This is a genomic window from Gammaproteobacteria bacterium (assembly GCA_032250735.1).
In the GTDB taxonomy this organism is placed as follows: Bacteria; Pseudomonadota; Gammaproteobacteria; order SZUA-152; family SZUA-152; genus SZUA-152.
Window position 1 is genome coordinate 33,921 of the sequence record JAVVEP010000018.1, and the last position, 22,258, is coordinate 56,178.

A 22,258-nucleotide genomic window follows, 5' to 3' on the forward strand; every position below is an offset into this window, starting at 1 on the left:
ACGATGTCGCTTTGGGGCTCATGCGGCGCAATGCCCTTCGGTTATTGCACCCTACAGTAAAGGGGGGTGTAGGGCGCAATAACCGCAGGGCATTGCGCCGTATGGGGTTAACCTCAGCACTTAGCACTTGGCACTCAGAACCCATGAATCGAGGCATTGATGGCGGCCAGGGCGGCTAGTGGATCGTCGGCCTGGGTGATGGGGCGTCCGACAACCAGATAGCTGGAGCCCTGGCGTATGGCGTCTTCGGGGGTGGTGATGCGCTTTTGATCGCCGGCGGCGGTGCCGGCCGGGCGTACGCCGGGGGTGACCAGGTGAAAGTCGTCCGCGACGATTTCCCGCAAGGTGGCGACCTCTTGTGGCGAGCAGACGACGCCGTCCAGACCCGAGGCCTCGGCGAGGCGGGCTAGCCGCAGGACATTGTCGAGCGGCTCACCGGCCAGCCCGACCTCGGCCAGTTCGGGGCCATCCAGGCTGGTCAGTATCGTGACGGCGATCAACAGCGGCTGGTGGCGGCTATTGGCCACCGCCTCGCGGGCCGCCTCCATCATGCGGCGGCCACCCAGGGCATGCACATTGACCATCCACACGCCGAGTTCGGCGGCGGCGCGGCAGGCCTGTGCCGTGGTGTTGGGGATGTCGTGATATTTCAGGTCCAGGAACAGCTCAAAATCCATCTGCTGCAATTGCTCGACCAGCGCGGGGCCGGTGCGGGTGAAGAGCTCCTTACCCACTTTCACGCGACACTGCGCCGGATCCAGTTTACGCGCCAGGTTCAGCGCCTGCTCGGCGGTGGAAAAATCCAGGGCGACGATCACCCTGGGGTCAGCAGTTTTTGGATCAGCCATCGTTACGCACCCTTTTCTTTTTACTATCGAAAACTATCGAAAACTATCGAAACTGAATATCCCATGCCCTGCGCCCGACTCGGCGCTACCGATGCCACCCATTGCCACCCATTGCCATAGTACCGTCGCGGGCGCATCCGCCCCCAACCGGACACCGCTATTCGCCGATGACGCCCTGGATCGGGCGTATGCTTGCCCAGTCTTTACAGCTTGGGCAATGCCATAGCAGGGTCTTGGCCTTGAAGCCGCAGTTGCCACAACGGTAGGGCAGTTTTTCTTCCAGTAGCCGCCGGGTCAGTTCTTTTAATATCAGCAGGTTGTCACGCGCCGCACCCTGACTGTCGGCCAGATGCAGTTCGATCAAATGATTGAGGCCACGCACCGACGGCCGCTCTCGCAACGAGGCAATAATGCGTTCGCTGGCGGCCTGCTCCTTGCCCTGCTGTCGCAGCACATCGGCCAGGGCCAGCAGGGGGCTGATGCCGTTAAACTCCGCGACCAGATGGTCCAGGTACTGCTCGGCCTCTTCCAGCCGGCCCAGGCTCTGATAGCACTTCAACAGGGGCCCAACGACCTCGGGCAGGTACTGGGCGTCCTGTTTTTCCACCCGCTTCAGGGTCTTGATGGCTGCCTTGCAGTCGCCGTTGCGCCTTTCGATGTTCGCCTGCAAGAGGGTGGCGCGCACACAGTGTCGATCGGCATCCAGAGCCCGTTTACACATTTTCAGCGCCGCCGGGTATTCCGCGCCGGCGAACAGGCCATCACCCAGCTCACAGTAGAATTGCGCGATATCGGCATTCATGCGCCGCCCGGTGAGATGCTCCAGTCGACGCGCGGTATCAATGGCCTTCTGCCAGTCCTTTTCCTGGGTATAGATAATCAGCAGTTTTGCCAGACCCTCGGCGCGATACTCACCCTGCTCCAGCAATTCCGTGAACAGGCTCTCCGCCCGGCCCAACATCCCCGCATGCATGTAATCCTGGCCCAGCTCAAACAGGGCCAGGGCACGCTGTTTTTTGCTCAGGGTCGGGCGGGCGATCAGGTTCTGGTGGATGCGGATGGCGCGGTCAGCCTCGCCCCGACGACGGAACAGGTTCCCCAGCGCCAGGTGGGTTTCAACCGTGTCATTGTCGATCTGCAACATGTTCACAAACACGTCGATCGCCTTGTCGGGCTGCTCGTTCAGCAACAGATTGAGGCCCTTGAAATAGTCCGGGCCACAACGCTGCAGGGTCTCGGCCGACGACTGGTAGTGACGGCGCGCCACCCACCAGCCCGACGCAGCGGCCACCGGCAGCAGAAGGAATAATAGGGTCAGTTCCATAACGGGTACATCATCAAGGGTCTAGGGACGAGGAGCTAATGGCTGTCTTTGAGTGGCAAAGAACGCAGATTCGCGACCTCCTGCTCGGCAAGCTTATTCGATTTTCGGAGTTTTGCCAGTTCGCGCTTCAGTCCCAGCACGATACCCAGCGATGCCAGCACACCACACCCCGCACCCACTATCAGGGCGACCACCATCAGCAGGGATAACGGCGCCTGCACGCTGCCAAAGTAATAGTCCAGCTGCACGTTTTCGGCGTTCATGAGCGCGAACGTCAGGCCCAATAATGAGACCAGCAGCAACAAGGCAAATGAGGCAATGCGTTTCATATATGATCTCTCCCCTGGTGACACCTGACCCGTTTACACCGCCATCCGCCGGTCGGCACATCGATCTGCGGCACGACTCGCGGCACTACTCAAGCACTAACGGTACCACAAAAAAAAACGGTACTCGCGAATTCGCAAATACCGTCTTGGTGTAAATCAGCATATTGTCAAAACCCGGGTTACAACAATACCTGTATGACCTGAATCTGTTTGTATCGAAATAGTGCGATAACGATCAGTTTAAAGAGGTGACAGCCTAGTCTTTACGAATATTCACACGTTCCCGTAGATCTTTGCCCGGTTTAAAGTGTGGAACATACTTACCCGACAGTGCCACGGCGTCTCCCGTTTTCGGGTTACGCCCAATCCGTGGCGGGCGAAAACGCAGTGAAAAACTGCCAAAGCCCCGGATCTCGATACGCTGCCCCGTCGACAGATTTTTTGCCATCTGTTCGATAAGCGTCTTCACCGACAACTCGACATCTTTATACGGCAGATGTGGCTGTCTGCGTGCAATTCGCTCGATTAGTTCTGATTTCGTCATCTCACCAATCCTGTTCTCGCCAAAGCTATTTCCACTAAATGGGACAATCCAGAGGTACCGCGGTGAGCCGCCCCGCTCTTGCTATGGGTGGCTCACCGTTTGTTATCGGTACTTTTGTACTGTTATTTAGCTATACAGCGTCCGGTTACTCCGCTTCTTTACTACTTTCCATTTGCTGTTTCAGCAGGTCACCCAGGGTACCACCCTTGGATTCAGGCTGTTGACGGCTGTAGTCCTGGATCGCCTCGACCTCTTCCGCGGTATCCTTGGCCTTGATCGACAGATTCAGGTTACGGTTTTTGCGATCGACACCGATGAAGCGTGTCTCGACTTCCTCACCCACCTTCAGCATGGTGCGGGCATCTTCGACGCGGTCACGGGCGATCTCGGAGGCACGAATGTAACCTTCGATACCGTCACCCAGGTCCACCGTGGCGCCCTTGGCGTCCACTTCGGTGATGGTACCGTGCACATTGGTACCCTTGGGGTGTGCGGCCAGGTAGTTGGAGAAGGGATCCTGCTCCAGCTGTTTGACGCCCAGGGAGATACGCTCGCGCTCGGGATCAATCGCCAGAATCACGGTCTCCAGCACATCGCCCTTCTTGTAGGCACGAATCGCGTCTTCGTCCGATTCACTCCAGGAGATGTCGGACATGTGCACCAGGCCGTCGATGTTGCCTTCCAGACCGAGGAATACACCGAAGTCGGTGATGGACTTGATGGTGCCGCTGATCTTGTCACCCTTGTTATGAGTGGCCGCAAATTCATCCCACGGATTCGCCTTGCACTGTTTCATACCCAGTGAGATACGACGACGCTCGGGATCGATTTCCAGCACCACAACTTCTACTTCAGTGCCGGCGTCAACCAGCTTGTTGGGGGCAACGTTCTTGTTGGTCCAGTCCATCTCGGACACGTGCACCAGGCCTTCCACGCCTTCCTCGATTTCCACGAAGCAACCATAGTCGGTGAGATTGGTGACCTTGCCGAACAGGCGCGCACCCACAGGGTAACGACGGGCAATGTCTTCCCAGGGGTCTTCGCCCATCTGTTTGAGACCCAGAGAAACGCGGGTACGCTCACGATCGAACTTGAGCACCTTGACGTCGATCTCCTGACCCACTTCCACGATCTCGCTCGGATGCTTGATGCGCTTCCAGGACATGTCGGTGATGTGCAACAGACCGTCGATACCGCCCAGGTCGATGAACGCGCCGTAGTCGGTAAGATTTTTGACGATACCCTTGAGGACCTGACCTTCGGCCAGACTCTCGATCAGCGCATCGCGCTCATCAGAGGATTCGGATTCAACCACGGCACGACGTGAAACCACCACGTTGTTGCGCTTCTGATCCAGTTTGATGACCTTGAATTCCAGCTCTTTACCTTCCAGGTAGGTGGTGTCGCGCACGGGGCGGACATCGACCAGAGAACCTGGCAGGAAGGCGCGGATAGTATCCAGTTCAACCGTAAAGCCGCCCTTGACCTTGCCGTTGATAATACCGATAACGCTTTCGCCATCGTTGAAGGCATTTTCCAGTTTGCGCCATGAGTGTGCACGGATCGCCTTCTCGCGGGACAGGCGGGTTTCACCGAAACCGTCTTCCACGTACTCCAGCACCACTTCAATCGCATCGCCAACCTTTACGTCGATCTCGCCTTTTTCATTGCGGAATTCATCGACAGGGATGGCGCCTTCGGACTTCAGTCCAGCGTTGACGACGACCATTTCCGGGGTCACATCGACAACGACACCATTCAGTAAAGCACCTTGCCGCATTTCGACTTCGGCCAGGCTCTGTTCAAACATTTCTGCAAAGCTTTCGCTCATTTTCTCATTTCCTTGACGTTATATGCTCACGGTGTAACGCACGATGAAACGACCGCCCAGCAACGCCTTAATCAAGTGTTAACCGATCGCCAGTCTATGCCACGATACAGCCAACGGATTGTTAATGAATTTCGCCACCCACTCATCACCATGATGAAACGCCGTGGGTAACACCCTTTACTGCCTTTCTTTACTTACACTTACACTTAAACACTTACACTTAAACACTTACTTGTTAACGCTGACTACGGCCACTACTGTCTGCCATATGGTTACGACAGGTCAGGCTCCGCAGGCCTTTTGGAAACCTGCACATTCAGCTGCATACTTTCTGTTAAGCAGGGAAAGTCAGTGTAGACGTCGCTGACACAGTTGCCAGAGGTGATCGACCACTTCATCGATACCCAGTGTCGAGGTATCCAGTACTTCGGCATCCTCGGCAGGCACCAGCGGCGACGCTGTGCGATTGCGGTCACGCTCATCGCGTTCGGCTATCTCTTCCAAAAGGCTGCGCATCGTAACACCTAACCCCTTGTCTTTCAACTGGTTATAGCGCCGGCGGGCGCGCTCTTCGGCGCTCGCAGTGAGGAAGATTTTGAGCACCGCATCGGGGAATACCACGGTGCCCATGTCGCGGCCGTCGGCGACCAGCCCCGGCGGCTGCAAAAAGGCCCGTTGCCGTGCAAGCAGGGCCTCACGCACCACGGGCAGGGCCGCCACCTTGGAGGCGCCATTGCCGCAGGTCTCGGTGCGCAGCTCCCGGGTGACATCCTCCCCCTCCAGCAGGATCAGCATCTCGTCGGTCTCCTCGGGGGCCACAAACTCCACGTCCAGATGGGCCGCCAGGGGTTGCAGGGACTCGACATCGTCCAGCGCGATGCTGTGTTTCTCGGCCGCCAGCGCCACCAGGCGGTATAGCGCCCCACTGTCAAGGATGTGCCAGCCCAGCCGTTGCGCGATGAGGCGGGCAATGGTGCCCTTGCCCGAGGCGGTCGGGCCGTCGATGGTGATGACTGGGGTTTTGGTGGTCATATATACACTTCCTGATTTGGAGAGCTTGGCGCTCTGAACGGATCCTTAGTGCTGAGTGCTCAGACCATTGCTCCCACTCAGCAGTGAGTCATGCGGCGCAATGCCCTGCGGTTATTGCGCCCTACGGGTATTAAGGATAGTGCTGAGTGCTGAGAGCTGAGTAAAAGCCGCAGAACTTGGCACTTGTTTTTTTACTCGGCACTGATTTTTATCCCCGCCGCCCGCGCCAGGGCGACGAATCCCGGGAACGAGGTGTTTACATTGGCGCAGTTGTTGATCTCCAGCGGCCCGCTGGCGCGCAGGGCGGCGATGGCGAAGGCCATGGCGATACGGTGGTCGTCGTGGCTTTCCACCCGGCCGCCGCCCAGGCGGCAACCGGCGCCCCCGCCGCGGATCACCATGCCGTCGTCGGTGGGTCGGGCATCGACCCCCAGGGTCTGCAGGCCGTCGGCCATCACCTGAATACGGTCACTCTCCTTGACCCGCAGCTCCCGGGCGCCGGTGAGCACGGTCTCGCCCTCGGCGCAGGCGGCGGCGACAAACAGCACCGGAAACTCGTCGATGGCCAGCGGCACCTGGTCTTCGGGGATCGTGATCCCGTGCAGCGGCGCGTAGCGCACGCGGATGTCGGCCACCGGCTCGCCGCCCACCTCCCGCTGGTTGCTGAGGCTGATGTCCGCGCCCATCTGGCGCAGAATAGTGATCACGCCGGTGCGGGTCGGGTTGACCCCCACGTGTTCCAGCAGCAGATCCGAGCCCTCACTGATGCTGGCGCCGACCATAAAGAAGGCCGCCGAGGAGATGTCCGCCGGCACCTCCACCGCGGTGGCCGTGAGCCTGCCGCCGCCTTCGATGCAGGCCGTGGCGCGGTGGTTTTCCAGGGCCTCCCTTTGTACGGGATAACCGAAGCCGGCCAGCATGCGCTCGGTGTGGTCCCGGGTCGGCGCCGGTTCGGACACGCAGGTGCGGCCGGTGGCGTACATGCCCGCCAGCAGCAGGCAGGATTTCACCTGGGCGCTGGCCACGGGCAGGGTGTAGTCGATGCCGTTCAAGGGCTGATCGCCACAAATGCTCAGCGGCGCGGTGCCGGCCTCGGTGGTGCCGATCACCACCCCCATTTCCGCCAGGGGTTCGGTGACCCGCAGCATGGGGCGTTTGGAGAGCGAGTCGTCGCCGGTGAGGATGGTGTTGAAATTCTGCCCGCTCAACAGCCCGGCCAACAGGCGCATCGAGGTGCCGGAATTGCCCATGTTCAACGGGTGTTGCGGCGTCCTGAGCCCGCGCATGCCCACCCCGTGGATGACCACCCGGCCATTGTCCGGGCCTTCGATGTTCACCCCCATGTCGCGAAAGGCCTGCAAGGTCGCCAGCGCGTCCTCGCCCTCCAGAAAACCGCTCACCTCGGTCACGCCCTCGGCCAGGGAGCCCAGCATGATGGCCCGGTGCGAAATCGATTTATCACCAGGCACACGCTGGCTGCCCTGCAGGGCTCCGCCCGGCGCAACGCGAAACACGACATTGTGGACCGGCGGTTTTTCGGTGATTGCGTCTGTTTGTGGGGCGTCTGTTTGCGGCGCGTCACTCTCGGATACTGGGTTGTCACTGCTCATCGCGGTTTCCGGCTCTCTGTTTCTTAATATAGGGAAGATACGGGTGATTTTTTGGTTTTTTTTGAGGGTGTATCGCTAATCGTTACAAAACTGGTCGCGCGCGGATTTGGCGCGGGTAAAGACCTTCAGCAGGTAATCGCCATCGTTGTTGGCGATGGCCTGGCGCAGCTTTGCCAGATCGGCCTCGAAGCGCCCCAGCATCTTTAACAGGGCCGGTTCGTTGTGTACACAGATGTCATGCCACATCTGCGGATCACTGGAGGCGATGCGGGTGAAGTCACGAAAGCCGCCGGCGGCAAACTCAAAGATTTCCTGTTTGTCGTCCATGGTCGCCAGCGTGTCCACCAGCGCAAAGGCCAGCAGGTGCGGCAGGTGGCTGGTGGCGGCGAGGACCTCGTCGTGGTGATCCACCCCGGTTTCGAGCACCTTGGCGCCGGCCTGTTGCCACATCTCGCGCACCCGTGCGACCGCCTCGGGGGCGCTGTTTTCGGTCGGTGTCAGGATCACCCGACGCCCCTCAAACAGCCCGGCGGTCGAGGCCTCAACCCCGCTCTTCTCGGTGCCCGCAATGGGATGACCGGGGACAAAGTTCGCCGGCAGCCCGCCAAAGGCCCGCCGGGCCGCCTCCACCACGCTGGCCTTGGTGGAGCCGGCATCGGTGAGCACTGCCGTCACGGGCAGGGTTGGGGCAATGGCGCGAAAGATCCCTTCCATCGCCCCCACCGGCGCGGCCACCAGCACCATGTCGGCACCGCGCACCGCGGCCGGCAGCGCCGTCTCGATGCGGTCGATTACCCCCAGCTGCAGGGCGCGTTGCAGATGCCCGACATCCCGCCCGGTACCGACGACCTCCCCCACCACGCCCGCCCGTTTGAGCGCCCGTGCCAGGGAACCGCCGATGAGCCCGACGCCGATGATGGTAAGTTGTTTGATCAAGCTGTCGTATCCAGAATTGTGTCGCTTATCCGCACCGGCTGCGTGGACGACCCGCCAGCGCAGGCCTCAGCTGCCCGCCAACACCTTCGCCAGGGCGGTCAGAAATCGCCGGTTCTCATCGGGCAGCCCCAGCGTCACCCGCAGATGGCGCGGCATGCCGTAGTTGGCCACCGGGCGCACAATCACGCCCTCGTGGAGCAGCGCATCATACACCGCGGCCGCCCCGTCTCCCACGTCGATGCAGACGAAATTGCCCACCGAGGGGATGAAGGTCAGACCCATCTGCTGCACGGCGGCGGTGACCACCGCCATCTGCCCGGTATTCAGGGCCACGCCCCGCTGCACGTGGTCGACATCCTCCAGCCCCGCGCAGGCGGCGGCCAGGGCCAGGCTGTTGACGTTAAACGGCGGCCGGATCCGGTTCAGCAGGTTCGCCATATCGGGATGCGACAGGGCGTAACCCACGCGCAGCCCCGCCAGACCATAGGCCTTGGAGAAGGTGCGGGTGACCACCAGGTGGGGAAAACGGTCCAGCCACTGGCTGGCATCGGGATAGTCGCTGGCGCCCAGGCCGGGGTCGCGGGCGTATTCGAAATAGGCCTCGTCCACCACCACGGCGATGCGTGCCGGCACCGCGGCGATGAAGGCCTCCAGCGCATCCTCACCCAGCCAGGTACCGGTGGGGTTATTGGGATTGGCGATAAAGATCACCCGCGTGCGCTCGGTGATCGCCGCCAGCATGGCATCGAGATCGTGCCCCCAGTCAATGGCCGGGGTCACCACCGCCGTGGCGCTGGCGGCCTGGGTGACAATGGGATACATGGCAAAGGCGTGTTCGGAAAACAGCACCTCGTCACCCGGCTGCACCAGCACCCGCACCACAAATTCCAGCGGATCGCTGGAACCGTTACCCAGGGTGATCTGTGCCATATCGACGCCGTGCCGGGCGGCCAGCGCCTGTTTCAGGTCGAATCCATTGCCATCGGGATAGCGCGCCAGATCCGCAAACCCGGCCTGCAGGGCCGCCAGCACTTTTGGGCTGGGGCCGAGGGGATTTTCGTTGGAGGCCAGTTTGACGATATCGCTGACGCCATACTCACGCCGCAATTCCTCGATGGGTTTGCCGGGTTGGTAGGGGCGCAGTTTCTGCACGCCCGCAGTCGGCGTTAAAATAAATCTGTTGTCTGCCATGGATCAGTCCTGCGAGAGTTACAACACGGCCCGGGGATAGGATCCCAGCACCTTCAGCATGGTTGCGTCGGCGCGCAACGCCGCCAGACAGCGGGCCACCTTGTCATCTTCGCAGTGGCCATTGATGTCAACGAAGAACACATATTCCCAGTTAGCCAGGCGCGACGGCCGGGATTCGATGCGATTCATGGAGATGCCGTTCTCGGCAAACGGCGCCAGCAGTTGATACAGCGCGCCGGGCCGGTTGGGCGCCGAAATCAGCAAGGAGGTTTTGTCGTCGCCACTGGGCGGGGTTGCCTGGCGGCCGACAATCAGAAAGCGCGTGGTGTTTTGCGGATTATCTTCAATGTTGGCTTTGACGATTTGCAGGCAATAAATTTCCGCCGCAATCTCGCCGGCGATGGCTGCCGCGCCGGCTTCACGGGCGGCACGTTTGGCGGCATCCGCGTTGGAGCTCACCGCCACCCGTTCAACACCGGGCAGATTGGCGTCCAGCCACTCGCGGCATTGCGCCAATGACTGCTGGTGCGAATAGATTTTACTAATTGCAGTCATATCAGGCTGCTGTGCCAGCAGATTGTGGTGCACGCTCAGGTCAACCTCACCGCAAATAGTCAGTGACGATTGCATGAACATATCCAGGGTGTGGTTGATCACGCCCTCGGTGGAGTTTTCCACCGGCACCACGCCATAGTTTGCCGCGCCCGATTCAACCTCGCGAAACACTTCATCAATCGCGGCCATGGGCACGGTAACCACCGAATGCCCGAAGTGCTTGAGCGCGGCGGCCTGGGTGAAGGTTCCCTCAGGGCCGAGGAAGGCCACCTGCATCGGCATCTCCAGCGCCAGACAGGCCGACATGATTTCCCGAAACAGGCGCGCCATTTCTTCCCCGGACAGCGGGCCGGTATTGCGCTCGACCACCTTGCGCAGCACGGCGGCCTCACGCTCCGGACGATAAAACACGGCGTTATCTCCCTGCGCCTGTTTTACCGCCGCAACCTGCTGCGCCAGTGTTGCGCGTGCATTGATCAGCGTCTGGAGTTTTTCATCCAGCACATCGATCTGTTGCCTGATAGTGTCGAGCTTATCGGTCATAACATCGTTAATAAAAATGTTGTGGTTTTATATTCGTCGCTGCATTCAGTCGACCCGGCTCAGCCGGGAACGACACGCACAGCCAACACACCGTCGATGGCCTGAATCGACTGCAAGACGGGTTCCGGCACTTCCTTATCGACATCCACCAGGGTATAGGCCAGTTCCGCGCGCGACTTGTTCAGCATGTCCACGATATTCAACCCGGCATTCGCCAGGGTGGTGGAAATCTGTCCGACCATGTTCGGCACATTGGAGTTAACGATCGACAGCCGGTAACCCTCGGTGCGCGGCATCTTTACCTCGGGGAAATTCACCGCATTGGTGATGTTGCCGTTCTCCAGAAAATCACGCACCTGGTCCGCCACCATGATGGCGCAGTTGTCTTCCGCCTCGCCGGTGGAGGCGCCCAGATGCGGCAGGGTGATGACGCGCTCGTGGTTTTTCAGCAGGTTGCTCGGGAAGTCACACACATAGGCGTATACCTTGCCGGCCTTGATCGCCGCTGACACCGCCTCGTCGTCGATGATGCCGCCGCGGGCGAAATTCAGAATCACCACCTTGTCTTTCATGATCTTCAAACGCTCGGCATTGATCATGTTTTTAGTGGCATCGATCAAGGGCACATGGAAGGTCACGAAATCCACCTGCGACATCAGCTCATCCACACTGGTCGCCTTTTTCACATTGGCCGAAAGTTCCCAGGCGCCTTCCACCGTGATGCCGGGGTCATAGCCGATGACATTCATGCCCAGTGATTCGGCGGCATTCGCCACCTGGCGACCGATAGCCCCCAGACCCACCACGCCCAGGGTGCGTCCCGGAAGTTCGAAACCGGCAAAATTCTTTTTACCGGCCTCGACCAGCTTGTTGATCTCGGCGTCATCCCCTTCGAGCTTGCGCGCGAAATCCCAGGCCTGACAGATATTACGACAGGCCAGCAACATGCCGGTGATCACCAGCTCCTTCACCGCATTGGCATTGGCGCCCGGCGCGTTAAATACCGGTATGCCCGCCGCACTCATTTTGTCGACCGGAATATTGTTGACGCCGGCACCGGCACGGCCGACCGCCTTCAGCGTAGCGGGAATCGGCATGTCGTGCATCTTGAACGAGCGCAATAGAATGGCGTCGGGATGCTGGATCTCGGATGCCACCTCGTAACGCTCACGTGGCAGACGCTCCAGTCCGGCGACAGAGATATTATTGAGTGTCAGAATTTTATACATACAGTTACCCGTGGTTATTTCTGGTTACGCGCCTAACATGCAGGACAACATCGAAAATCGGCCGAGCCGAGGCTCAGGCGTGCTGTTTTTCGAACTCGGCCATGAAGCTGATCAGCGCATCCACACCGGCTTCCGGCATGGCGTTGTAAATACTCGCACGCATCCCGCCCACGGAACGATGGCCTTTGAGGGCCATCAGATTTTGCGCCTTGGCGCCCTCAAGAAACGCCGCATCCAGTTCGGCATTTTTCAGGGTGAACGGCACATTCATCCAGGACCGGCAGTCGAGCGCCACGGGGTTGGCGTAGAAGGCTGAGGCATCGATTGCGGCGTAAAGACTGGCCGCCTTGCGCTGATTGATCTCCGCCATTCCGGCCAGGCCGCCGCGTTGCTTGAGCCATTCAAACACCAGACCCGCCAGGTACCAGCCAAAGGTCGGCGGAGTGTTGTACATGGATTCGTTTTCGGCATGCACGGCATAATCAAACATGGTCGGCGTACCGGCCTTCACTTCACCGATCAGGTCATCGCGCACGATGACGATGGTCAGCCCTGCGGGGCCGATGTTCTTTTGCGCGCCCGCATAGATCAGTGCAAATTTCGACACATCGATCGCCCGCGACAGGATCGTCGACGACATGTCGACCACCAGCGGCACATTGCCGGTATCCGGCACATAGGGAAACTCCACGCCTTCGATGGTTTCATTCGGCGTGTAATGCACATAGGCGGCATCGGGATTAAATTTCACGCTGCCCTGCTCCGGCACGCTGGTGAATTTGCCATCGATCTCGGTATTGGCAACAACGTTCACCTCACAATAACGCTTGGCCTCGGAGATGGCCTTCTTCGACCAGGAGCCCGTGCGATAGTAGTCGGCGGTGCCTTTGCCACGCAGCAGATTCAACGGCACCATCGCAAACTGGCTGGAGGCGCCGCCCTGCAGAAACAGCACCTTGTAATTCGCAGGAATCGCCATCAGCTCGCGCAGGTCGGCCTCGGCCTTGGCGGCGATGGACATGAACTCCTTGCCGCGATGGCTCATCTCCATCACTGACATACCGGAATCATGCCAGTCCAGCATTTCGGCCTGGGCCTTTTCCAACACTTCCTGGGGCAATACCGCAGGACCAGCACTAAAGTTAAACACGCGCCTCATGGACGACTCCTAATTTTGGTTATTGTGAATTTCAGAAACTTGTTTTTTCAGGTTTATTATTGTCTATGCACGCATCGGTTTTCGGCGGACTGTGAAAGGCTCGGCCAGCAGGGCCGTTCCTCCACAGCACAATCCATCAATCCGCCAACAGGCCGCTATGCCTCATCCGTCGGCGTCTGCGTAGCGGTGTCCGGGTCACCTGCCGCAGCCTCATCGTCCTCGGTCTCGGCCACCCGTTCGATACCCACCAGCTTTTCGTCGTTACTCAGATTGATGAGGCGCACGCCCTGGGTGTTGCGTCCCAGTACCGAGATTTCCGCCACACGGGTCCGCACCAGGGTGCCGGCATCGGAGATCAACATCACCTGATCCTCATCCCCCACCAGTACCGCGCCTATCACGGCACCGTTACGTTCACCGCCCTGGATGGAAATAACGCCCTGACCGCCACGTCCATGACTGGGGTACTGATCGACCGCAGTGCGTTTGCCGTAACCATTTTCGGTCGCGGTCAGCACGCAACCCGCATCGGCGATGATCAGCGAGATCACTCGCGCATCACCCGTCAGCTTCACGCCGCGTACACCACCGGCGGTACGGCCCATGGCGCGCACATTGGATTCACTGAAGCGTATCGCCTTGCCGGCGCTGGTAAACAGCATCACGTCACGACTGCCATCGGTGATATCCACACCCACCAGCTGGTCGCCGTCGCGCAGATCGATGGCGCGAATGCCGTTGGAGCGTGGCCGCGAGTAATCCACCAATGGCGTCTTTTTCACCGTGCCATTGGCGGTGGCGAAGAAGATGAATTTGTCCTCCTCGTATTCACGAATCGGCAGGATGGCGTTGATACGCTCACCCTCGTCTAACGGCAACAGGTTGATGATCGGTTTGCCGCGCGCCATGCGTCCCGCCTGCGGAAGTTCATAGACCTTCTTCCAGTACATCTTGCCCTGACTGGAGAAACACAGAATCGTATCGTGGGTGCTGGCGACAAACAGCTTGTCGACAAAGTCTTCATCTTTCATCGAGGTCGCTGACTTACCGCGACCGCCGCGACGCTGGGCGCGGTAATCCGTCAGCGGCTGGCACTTGGCATAACCTTCGTGCGACAGGGTGACCACCACATCTTCTTCGGTAATCAGGTCTTCGAGATTGATGTCCGCTTCCGATTCGCGAATCTCGGTGCGTCGCGGATCACCATACTGTTCCCTGATGGACAGCAGCTCTTCACGAATCACCTGCATCAGGCGCTCGACGCTGCCGAGGATGTCCAGCAGGTCGGCGATGGTCACCAGCAGCTCTTCGTATTCGTTGAGGATCTTGTCCTGCTCAAGACCGGTGAGGCGGTGCAGACGCATCTCGAGGATCGCCTGCGCCTGCTCTTCCGACAAATGGTAGCGGCCGTTCACCAGGCCAAACTCTTTGCCCAGACCATCGGGCCGCGAGGCTTCGGCGCCGGTGCGCTCCAGCATCTTCATCACCACACCCGGCTCCCAGCCGGTGTCCATCAACTTGATCTTGGCCTGCGCGGGATTGGGCGCGGACTTGATCAGCGCAATGATGGGATCGATGTTGGTCAGGGCGACGGCCAGGCCTTCACGGATGTGCGCCTTTTCGCGCGCCTTGCGCAGGTCAAAAATCGTGCGCCGGGTCACCACCACGCGGCGGTGATCGATAAAGGCCTGCAGGATTTGCTTGAGATTCAGCAGTCGCGGCTGACCATCGACCAGCGCCACCATGTTGATGCCGAAGGTGTTCTGCATCTGGGTCTGCGCATAGAGGTTGTTGATCAACACCTCGGGCACTTCACCGCGCTTGAGTTCGATCACCATGCGCATACCATCCTTGTCGGACTCGTCACGCAGCTCGCTGATGCCTTCGATCTTCTTGTCGCGCACCAGATGGGCGATCTTTTCGATCAGCCGCGCCTTGTTCACCTGGTACGGCAGCTCGGTGACCACGATGCGCAGGCGACCGTTGCCATGTTCCTCGATCTCGGTGCGGGCCCGCACCAGCACGCGGCCGCGACCGGTGCGATAGGCCTCGCGAATACCGACCACGCCGTTGATGATGCCGGCGGTGGGAAAGTCCGGGCCGGGCACGATGTCGATCAGCGCACTGACATCCAGCAACGGATCGTCGATCAGGGCCAGCACGGCGTCGACGATTTCGGTGAGATTGTGCGGCGGGATATTGGTGGCCATGCCCACCGCAATACCGGAGCTGCCGTTCACCAGCAGGTTCGGCACCCGCGAGGGGAACACGGCCGGCTCGTGTTCGGATTCATCGTAATTGGGGACGAAGTCGACCGTCTCCTTTTCCAGATCCGCCATCAACTCGTGGGCGATCTTGGCCATGCGCACCTCGGTGTAACGCATGGCGGCCGCTGAATCTCCGTCCACCGAACCGAAGTTACCCTGGCCATCCACCAGCATGTAACGCAGCGAGAAGGGCTGCGCCATGCGCACGATGGTGTCGTACACCGCCGAGTCACCATGGGGGTGGTATTTACCGATCACGTCACCGACCACACGGGCCGATTTCTTGTAGGGCTTGTTCCAGTCGTTACCCAGCACGCTCATGGCGTAGAGTACGCGGCGGTGTACCGGTTTGAGACCGTCACGTACGTCCGGCAGGGCGCGGCCGACAATGACGCTCATGGCATAGTCCAGATAGGACTGTTTCATCTCGTCTTCGATATTGACCGGGAGGGTTTCTTTGGCGAACTCAGTGCTATCTGTCATAGGTTTTAACGTCTAGTGTCCGGTGTCGAGTGGGGCGAAATCTCTGTTTCTCTTTCCCAGGTTATTACCCAGGCTTTTCTGCTCCCTGCCGTTCTGGTGACAGGAGTAGTATCCGCAGCGCAAGGGTGATGCAGTCATGGATCACCGCCAGCAAGCGCTTCAGCGCCTTTTTAATCGCGAAATCATACCACACACCACACCCTACGGCACGCGCAGAATATCGCCCAAAATCGACTCTCTGAAAGACTGAGGCGACCTGACGGATCAGAATCAGGCCTTTTTCATCATTTCCGCCATCTTGTCCGCATTCGGGGCCAGCACCACGCCACGCTCCGTAACGATGGCATCGACCAGCGCCGCGGGGGTGACGTCAAAGGCGGGATTCCAGGCCCCCGCACCCGCGGCGGCGATAGGCTGACCCGCGAGCGCCAACACCTCCTCGGCCGGGCGCTGCTCGATGGGGATATGCTCGCCACTGCTGATCTGCATATCCACCGTGGAGACCGGCGCGACCACCATGAACTTTACCCCGTGATGGCGCGCCAGTACCGCCAGACCGTAGGTGCCGATCTTGTTGGCGACATCACCATTGGCGGCGATGCGATCCGAGCCCACGATCACCCAGTCGATCTTGCCCTGCTGCATCAGGTGTGCCGCGGCGCCTTCGATCTGCAGGGTCACCGGGATCTTTTCCTGCACCATCTCCCAGGCCGTGAGCCGCGCACCCTGCATCCAGGGACGGGTTTCGTCGGCATAGACATGGGTAATCTTGCCGGCCGCAAAACCGGCCCGCACCACGCCCAGCGCAGTGCCGTAACCCCCGGTGGCCAGTGCCCCCGCATTACAGTGGGTGAGGATGGCACAGGGCCGTTCGATGAGCGCCGCACCCCGTTCGCCCATGCGGCGACAGGCCAGCACGTCATCGGCGTGTATCCGTTTTGCCTCGGCCAGCAACGCGGCCTCCGGATCACCCGACAGCGTGGCGATCATCCCGCGCATGCGCTCAATGGCCCAAAACAGGTTCACCGCCGTGGGGCGTGATTCCGCCAGAGTGTGCAGATCCGCCTCGATCAGGGACTTCCAGTCCGTGGCGGAGGCCGCATAACGCGCCCGCGCCGCCAGCACGATGCCATAGGCCGCGCTGATGCCAATGGCCGGCGCGCCCCGCACCACCATGTCCCGAATCGCCGCGGCCACGGCATGCACATCGCTGAACGACAGATAGCGCATCTCATGCGGCAGGATGCGCTGATCCAGTAACTGTAATTGCCCATCCTGCCAGCGAATCGCCTGCACCGTGTCTGCCTGATCCGTCATAAAAACCTCACACATTACAAAGGGCCAATAATACGCCATGCCGGCGGGGGAAGATAAGGCTTAAAGATAGTGCTAAGTGCTGAGAGCCCCCTTGCACAGGGTTGTAGGGCGCAATAACCGAAGGGCATTGCGCCGTATGCCTAGGAGGCTGTCGGATTCAGGATGAATGGGCTGCGGAGGTGAGAGCGCGACCCACTATCCCACTCCCTCGCTTCAATCCACCTAAAGCCGACAACCTCCTAGCCGGACAAACACCATGAATTTTCGTTAGAGTGAATTTTCAGAACCATTAAAACGATCCTGGCTTGGGGATTTTTTCCTGCGGCGCAATGCCCTTCGGTTATTGCACCCTACGGGCTCAGCACTTAACAGCCCCCTTGCACCGGCAGTAGGGCTAACGCTATCTTCTGCCCATGCAAACACCACTGAAGACTATCGATACCCTCATTCACGCCCGCTGGGTGATTCCCGTTGAGCCGTTGAACACCGTACTGGAGCATCATGCCATTGCCGTGCACCAGGGTCGCATCCTCGATCTGCTGCCCAGCGCGGAGGCTAACGCCAAATATGCGGCGGAGGTTGAGCATCAACTTGACGGACATGCCCTTATACCCGGTCTGGTCAATGCCCATACCCATGCCGCCATGTCGCTGTTCCGCGGCCTGGCCGATGACCTGCCGCTGATGGACTGGCTGCAGAATCACATCTGGCCGGCAGAGGGCCAGTGGGTGAGCCCGGAGTTTGTCGCCGACGGCACCCGCTTTGCCATTGCCGAAATGCTGCGCGGCGGCACCACCTGTTTTAATGACATGTACTTTTTTCCCGACGAGGCCGCGCGGGTCGCCGACAATGCCGGTATGCGCGCGGTGGTCGGACTGATCGTCATCGACTTCCCCACCGTGTGGGCCGCCAATGCCGACGAATACCTGCACAAGGGTATCGAGGTGCATGACCATTATCGCCACAACCCACTCATCACCACCGCCTTCGCGCCGCATGCGCCGTACACCGTGTCCGACGACGTGCTGCAACGGGTCATCACCTATGCGGAAGAGATGGATATCCCGATTCACATGCACCTGCACGAAACCGCGCACGAGGTGCACGAGGCCGAGGCCGGTTCCGGCCAGCGGCCGCTGGCCCGCCTGGAACAGCTGGGCCTGATATCGCCGCGTTTTATCGCCGTGCACATGACCCAGCTAGCCGATGAGGAGATCGACCACGTGGCCACGCGCGGCGCCCACGTGGTGCACTGTCCCGAGTCCAACATGAAACTGGCGAGCGGTTTCTGCCCTGTGCAGCAGCTGCTGGACGCCGGCGTCAATGTCGCCCTCGGCACCGATGGCGCCGCCAGCAATAACGACCTCGACATGTTCGGCGAGATGCGCAGCGCCGCCCTGCTCGGCAAGGTGGTGGCCCGCGACGCCAGTGCGCTAAGCGCCGCGCAGGCCCTGCACATGGCCACCCTCGGTGGCGCCAGGGCGCTGGGGCTGGAGGCGCAGATCGGCTCGCTGACGCCCGGCAAGGCCGCCGACATCACCGCCGTCGATCTCGGCAGGCTGGAGACCCAGCCTGTGTATCACCCCATCTCACAGCTGGTGTACGCCGCCAGCCGGGAGCAGGTCAGCGACGTGTGGGTGGCCGGGCAACACCTGCTGAAGGACCGGGTACTCACCACCCTGGATCAGCGCGCCATCATCGCCAAGGCCAGACAGTGGGCGGAAAAGATTCAGGCGGCGGATGAGCATCCTGGGGGTTGAGGACTGAGAGCTGTAGGTTGGGGTGAGCGAAGGCGAACCCCAACATTACCAACACAAAACGTTACTTCATTCGATCAATGGGATTTCCACGCGCCAGAAATTCTTTAAGTTCATCTGAAATTCGCTCATCTTTTGCCACTCTTTCCCAAAAATCGTGTGCCATATCTTCAACGCTTGAGAGATTGTAATTATCAAGCGTGTAGCTTCTATGGCTTGGCGGAGTAAATTCATAAGGCGCAACTGCTCCTCCAGTCTTCGGTGAAAATCCCATAGAACACATATCATAAACAGGCAACAACCTGAAAACGCTACCTTCTATTGCCAGACTCAAATTACCCAAGTGCATATCCTTGTTATTTATGAGTCGACCAAAACACCACAAAAACTCCGCATCATAAACATGCTGCCAACTCACCAAATCTCTATCGTGAAGCGCACTCATCACCCGAGGCCAATCACTACCCAGCCCGGTAAATTCAGCATCAACAGACTGAAGCGAAAGCATAGGCATACGACCATACTCTCCAGTTCTGTCAAACCGCTGTGACTCCAGAAAAAGTCTGTCATCCATTTCAATAAGCCGGGTTTCAGCCGCGGGGAAATCTTGTTTATGAATAGCCTCCGTTGCATGAAACTCCGTAATCAGAATATCCCGCCAGCGCCTGGCAAAGGCATCATTTCCTTTAGGAGAGAATTTAACAATGACATGGGCGGATCGGTCCCCGCAAAAAGCGGTGAATTTTGGCTGCTCGCCGCCAGCAGATGACCCGGGGATGACGCCGCTCATGACGCCATCTGCAAGTGCCGGGTAATCCTTCGAGGTAGTAATAACTGGTTTACGTCTCACACGCCAAAGAGCTTGCTGGCCAAACTTAAAATTTCCAGAAAGATCATCCCCATTGGATATTAAATAACGCCCGATATGGTCGGTGCTCCAATGTCTCGGATCAGAGGGAAAATCAACTGACTGGGCGGCCATTTCTTCCGCAATTTGCTTTCCAAGAAACCCTTGGGGGCCTAAATCACTAAGGAAATACGGTAAATCTGCATAAACACCATCACCATTCTCTCCTAATAATACTGGAGGCATTCCTGTCTCTGACTGTACAAAAAATCCACCATGGGCCAGCGGACGAATGTGTGCTGCTAGAACAGTATTTCCGTGAGCATCGACCATCACGAATGGCAATTTGTCGTCCCCACCAAAAGCATTACGCGTTACAGCATATCGGGGAGTTCTCCCACCCGACAGCCTGATAATGCTATCCCCCATGCCCCTCAATTGGCGCGACACAGCAGCCTGACTCAGGCCTGTTGCTGCCTGTATCTCTTTTGATGTGGCGGGCCCTCGCCCTAAATATTCTCGAATGGACAATGACATGTGAATGGTATCTCGGCAATCTCTGCGACTAATATTGTGACTAGAACCAAGGAAAACAATAGCATATAAAAAGGCAATTACATCAATATGATGCGGTAATTCATCAATAATAATAGACTAGCTTTATGACTAGCATTAGCTATAAGAGTTCACATTCTAGTCCAACGCATCCGTAAATCTGGCACATTCGCAATATTTCGAGTTGAGGCGCAGCCATTTTTACCGATCCGTTCCCATAATACGGTATCCTAGGCCCATGACTGACACGACCTTCGACCACACCGCCCAACACAACGCCGACCCCGCTGAGATCGCCAAGTTCGAGGCGCTGGCCTCGCGCTGGTGGGATCCGCAGAGCGAGTTCAAACCGCTGCACGAGATCAATCCGCTGCGGCTGGATTACATCGAACAACGCTGCGGGGGACTGGCGGGCAAAACCGTGATCGATGTGGGCTGCGGTGGCGGTATCCTCGCCGAGAGCATGGCGGCCAAGGGGGCGATCGTGGCGGGCATCGACATGGGCGAGGCGCCGCTGAAGGTGGCCCGGCTGCACGGGCTGGAGTCCGGCATCCAGGTGGACTATCAGCAGGTCACCGCCGAGCACATGGCAGAGCAACTGCCCGCCTCGTTTGACGTGGTGACCTGCATGGAGATGCTCGAACACGTGCCGGATCCGGCCTCGGTGATCACGGCCTGCGCACAACTGGTGAAACCGGGCGGCACGGTGTTTTTCTCCACCATCAATCGCAATCCCAAGTCGTACCTGTTTGCCATCATCGGCGCCGAGTACCTGCTGCGGCTGCTGCCCAGGGGCACCCACGATTACGCCAAATTTATCCGCCCCTCGGAACTGGAGGCCTGGGCACGCCATGCCGGGCTGAAGATGCGCGACCTCACCGGCATGAGCTACAATCCGCTGACCCAACACTATGCGTTAGGCCGTGATCTCGATGTGAACTACCTGGCGCACTGCACGCGTGACGCATAACGTCTGCTTTCCGCCCCAGGTGCAATGGTGGGCAGTGCCCACCCTACGAAAAAAGGCGGTGTAGGGTGGGCACTGCAATGTCGTCGTGAACCGTCCGACACCGATCCGCACCGTCCTGTTCGACCTCGACGGCACCCTCGCTGACACCGCCCCGGATCTGGCCTACGCGCTGAACCGGCTGCTACTGGAACAGGGGCGTGACGCCCTGCCCTTCGAGACCATTCGACCGGTCGTCTCCCACGGCGGCCTGGCCCTGACCCGGCTCGGCTTCGGCATCGAACCCGAGCACCCGGATTTCGGGCCCCTGCGGCAGCGCCTGTTAAACCTTTACCGGGACAATATCGCGCGCGAGACCCGGCTGTTTTCCGGGATGGCGGAGCTGCTGGCCGAGATCGAACACAACCACATGAACTGGGGCGTGGTCACCAACAAGCCCGCCTGGCTCACCGAACCGCTGCTCGACGCCCTGGGGCTGAGCCACCGCGCCGCCTGCATCGTTAGCGGCGATACCTGCCGCCATCGCAAACCGCACCCCGAACCCATCCTGCATGGCTGCCGACTGGCCGGCAGCGAGGCCCGGCACTGTGTCTATATTGGTGATGCCCAGCGCGACATCGAGGCCGGACAACGCGCCGGGCTGCGCACCGTGGTCGCCCTGTTCGGTTATCTCGGCGAGCACGACCACCCCGAGGACTGGCAGGCGGATGCGCTGCTGCACAGCCCCGGCGCGATCGCCGCCTGGATTGCCGGAATCACCGCCGAAATAACTGCCGACGAATCCGTTAACAGGGTGTAAACTGTCGCCGACAAACCATTGGTTGGTTCTGGTTTGGCTATCGGTAGAATGGTGGAGGATGGCAACCGCACTCCCCGCCGCAACCCTGCTTATATTCCATTGCATTTGCAATGGCGGCACACAAGGTCTCACTCC

The 22,258-nt window shown here is 59.4% G+C and carries 18 protein-coding genes; 3 read left to right on the forward strand and 15 right to left on the reverse strand.

Annotated features, from left to right (window positions below; all coding sequences use genetic code 11):
• Positions 1 to 134 precede the first annotated feature (134 nt).
• The 14 genes from pyrF to mtnA form a co-directional block, all read right to left on the reverse strand.
• Positions 135 to 848, reverse strand: a complete 714-nt coding sequence (gene pyrF / locus RRB22_10985) for an orotidine-5'-phosphate decarboxylase (GenBank protein MDT8384933.1) — start codon at positions 846 to 848, stop codon at positions 135 to 137.
• A 157-nt stretch (positions 849 to 1,005) separates the two neighbouring features.
• Positions 1,006 to 2,172: a lipopolysaccharide assembly protein LapB gene (gene lapB / locus RRB22_10990; GenBank protein ID MDT8384934.1), complete on the reverse strand. Its 1,167-nt coding sequence runs from the start codon at positions 2,170 to 2,172 to the stop codon at positions 1,006 to 1,008.
• 35 nt (positions 2,173 to 2,207) lie between these two features.
• Positions 2,208 to 2,501, reverse strand: coding sequence for a LapA family protein (locus RRB22_10995; protein ID MDT8384935.1), 294 nt, complete (start codon positions 2,499 to 2,501; stop codon positions 2,208 to 2,210).
• Between the two features lie 256 nt (positions 2,502 to 2,757).
• Positions 2,758 to 3,045, reverse strand: a complete 288-nt coding sequence (locus RRB22_11000) for an integration host factor subunit beta (GenBank protein ID MDT8384936.1) — start codon at positions 3,043 to 3,045, stop codon at positions 2,758 to 2,760.
• 145 nt (positions 3,046 to 3,190) lie between these two features.
• Positions 3,191 to 4,876 (reverse strand): 30S ribosomal protein S1, encoded by a 1,686-nt coding sequence (rpsA, locus tag RRB22_11005; GenBank protein MDT8384937.1) that lies wholly within the window; start codon positions 4,874 to 4,876, stop codon positions 3,191 to 3,193.
• A 348-nt stretch (positions 4,877 to 5,224) separates the two neighbouring features.
• Positions 5,225 to 5,908 (reverse strand): (d)CMP kinase, encoded by a 684-nt coding sequence (gene cmk / locus RRB22_11010; GenBank protein MDT8384938.1) that lies wholly within the window; start codon positions 5,906 to 5,908, stop codon positions 5,225 to 5,227.
• 191 nt (positions 5,909 to 6,099) lie between these two features.
• The gene (aroA, locus tag RRB22_11015; protein MDT8384939.1) at positions 6,100 to 7,518 is read right to left on the reverse strand and encodes a 3-phosphoshikimate 1-carboxyvinyltransferase; all 1,419 of its coding nucleotides are present in this window, start codon (positions 7,516 to 7,518) and stop codon (positions 6,100 to 6,102) included.
• 75 nt (positions 7,519 to 7,593) lie between these two features.
• Positions 7,594 to 8,454, reverse strand: a complete 861-nt coding sequence (locus RRB22_11020; protein ID MDT8384940.1) for a prephenate dehydrogenase/arogenate dehydrogenase family protein — start codon at positions 8,452 to 8,454, stop codon at positions 7,594 to 7,596.
• Between the two features lie 66 nt (positions 8,455 to 8,520).
• Complete coding sequence (hisC, locus tag RRB22_11025; protein MDT8384941.1) at positions 8,521 to 9,645, reverse strand: histidinol-phosphate transaminase; 1,125 nt, start codon at positions 9,643 to 9,645, stop codon at positions 8,521 to 8,523.
• An 18-nt stretch (positions 9,646 to 9,663) separates the two neighbouring features.
• A complete protein-coding gene (pheA, locus tag RRB22_11030; protein MDT8384942.1) occupies positions 9,664 to 10,743 on the reverse strand; it encodes a prephenate dehydratase in 1,080 nt (359 codons plus the stop codon).
• A 59-nt stretch (positions 10,744 to 10,802) separates the two neighbouring features.
• Entirely contained in the window at positions 10,803 to 11,972 is a 1,170-nt protein-coding gene (locus tag RRB22_11035; protein MDT8384943.1) for a phosphoglycerate dehydrogenase, read from the reverse strand.
• A gap of 73 nt (positions 11,973 to 12,045) precedes the next feature.
• Complete coding sequence (gene serC / locus RRB22_11040; protein ID MDT8384944.1) at positions 12,046 to 13,131, reverse strand: 3-phosphoserine/phosphohydroxythreonine transaminase; 1,086 nt, start codon at positions 13,129 to 13,131, stop codon at positions 12,046 to 12,048.
• Between the two features lie 155 nt (positions 13,132 to 13,286).
• The gene (gene gyrA / locus RRB22_11045; GenBank protein MDT8384945.1) at positions 13,287 to 15,881 is read right to left on the reverse strand and encodes a DNA gyrase subunit A; all 2,595 of its coding nucleotides are present in this window, start codon (positions 15,879 to 15,881) and stop codon (positions 13,287 to 13,289) included.
• Between the two features lie 270 nt (positions 15,882 to 16,151).
• Complete coding sequence (mtnA, locus tag RRB22_11050) at positions 16,152 to 17,198, reverse strand: S-methyl-5-thioribose-1-phosphate isomerase (GenBank protein ID MDT8384946.1); 1,047 nt, start codon at positions 17,196 to 17,198, stop codon at positions 16,152 to 16,154.
• A 413-nt stretch (positions 17,199 to 17,611) separates the two neighbouring features.
• On the opposite strand from mtnA, the gene RRB22_11055 reads away from it, so the two are divergent.
• A complete protein-coding gene (locus RRB22_11055; protein MDT8384947.1) occupies positions 17,612 to 18,958 on the forward strand; it encodes a TRZ/ATZ family hydrolase in 1,347 nt (448 codons plus the stop codon).
• Positions 18,959 to 19,019: 61 nt separating this feature from the next.
• On the opposite strand, the gene yjjJ is transcribed toward RRB22_11055, so the two are convergent.
• Entirely contained in the window at positions 19,020 to 20,339 is a 1,320-nt protein-coding gene (gene yjjJ / locus RRB22_11060) for a type II toxin-antitoxin system HipA family toxin YjjJ (GenBank protein ID MDT8384948.1), read from the reverse strand.
• A gap of 256 nt (positions 20,340 to 20,595) precedes the next feature.
• Between yjjJ and ubiG the strand changes: the two genes are divergently transcribed.
• Both ubiG and RRB22_11070 read left to right on the forward strand, forming a co-directional pair.
• The gene (gene ubiG / locus RRB22_11065; GenBank protein ID MDT8384949.1) at positions 20,596 to 21,327 is read left to right on the forward strand and encodes a bifunctional 2-polyprenyl-6-hydroxyphenol methylase/3-demethylubiquinol 3-O-methyltransferase UbiG; all 732 of its coding nucleotides are present in this window, start codon (positions 20,596 to 20,598) and stop codon (positions 21,325 to 21,327) included.
• An 85-nt stretch (positions 21,328 to 21,412) separates the two neighbouring features.
• Positions 21,413 to 22,123: an HAD-IA family hydrolase gene (locus RRB22_11070; protein MDT8384950.1), complete on the forward strand. Its 711-nt coding sequence runs from the start codon at positions 21,413 to 21,415 to the stop codon at positions 22,121 to 22,123.
• Positions 22,124 to 22,258: the final 135 nt, after the last annotated feature.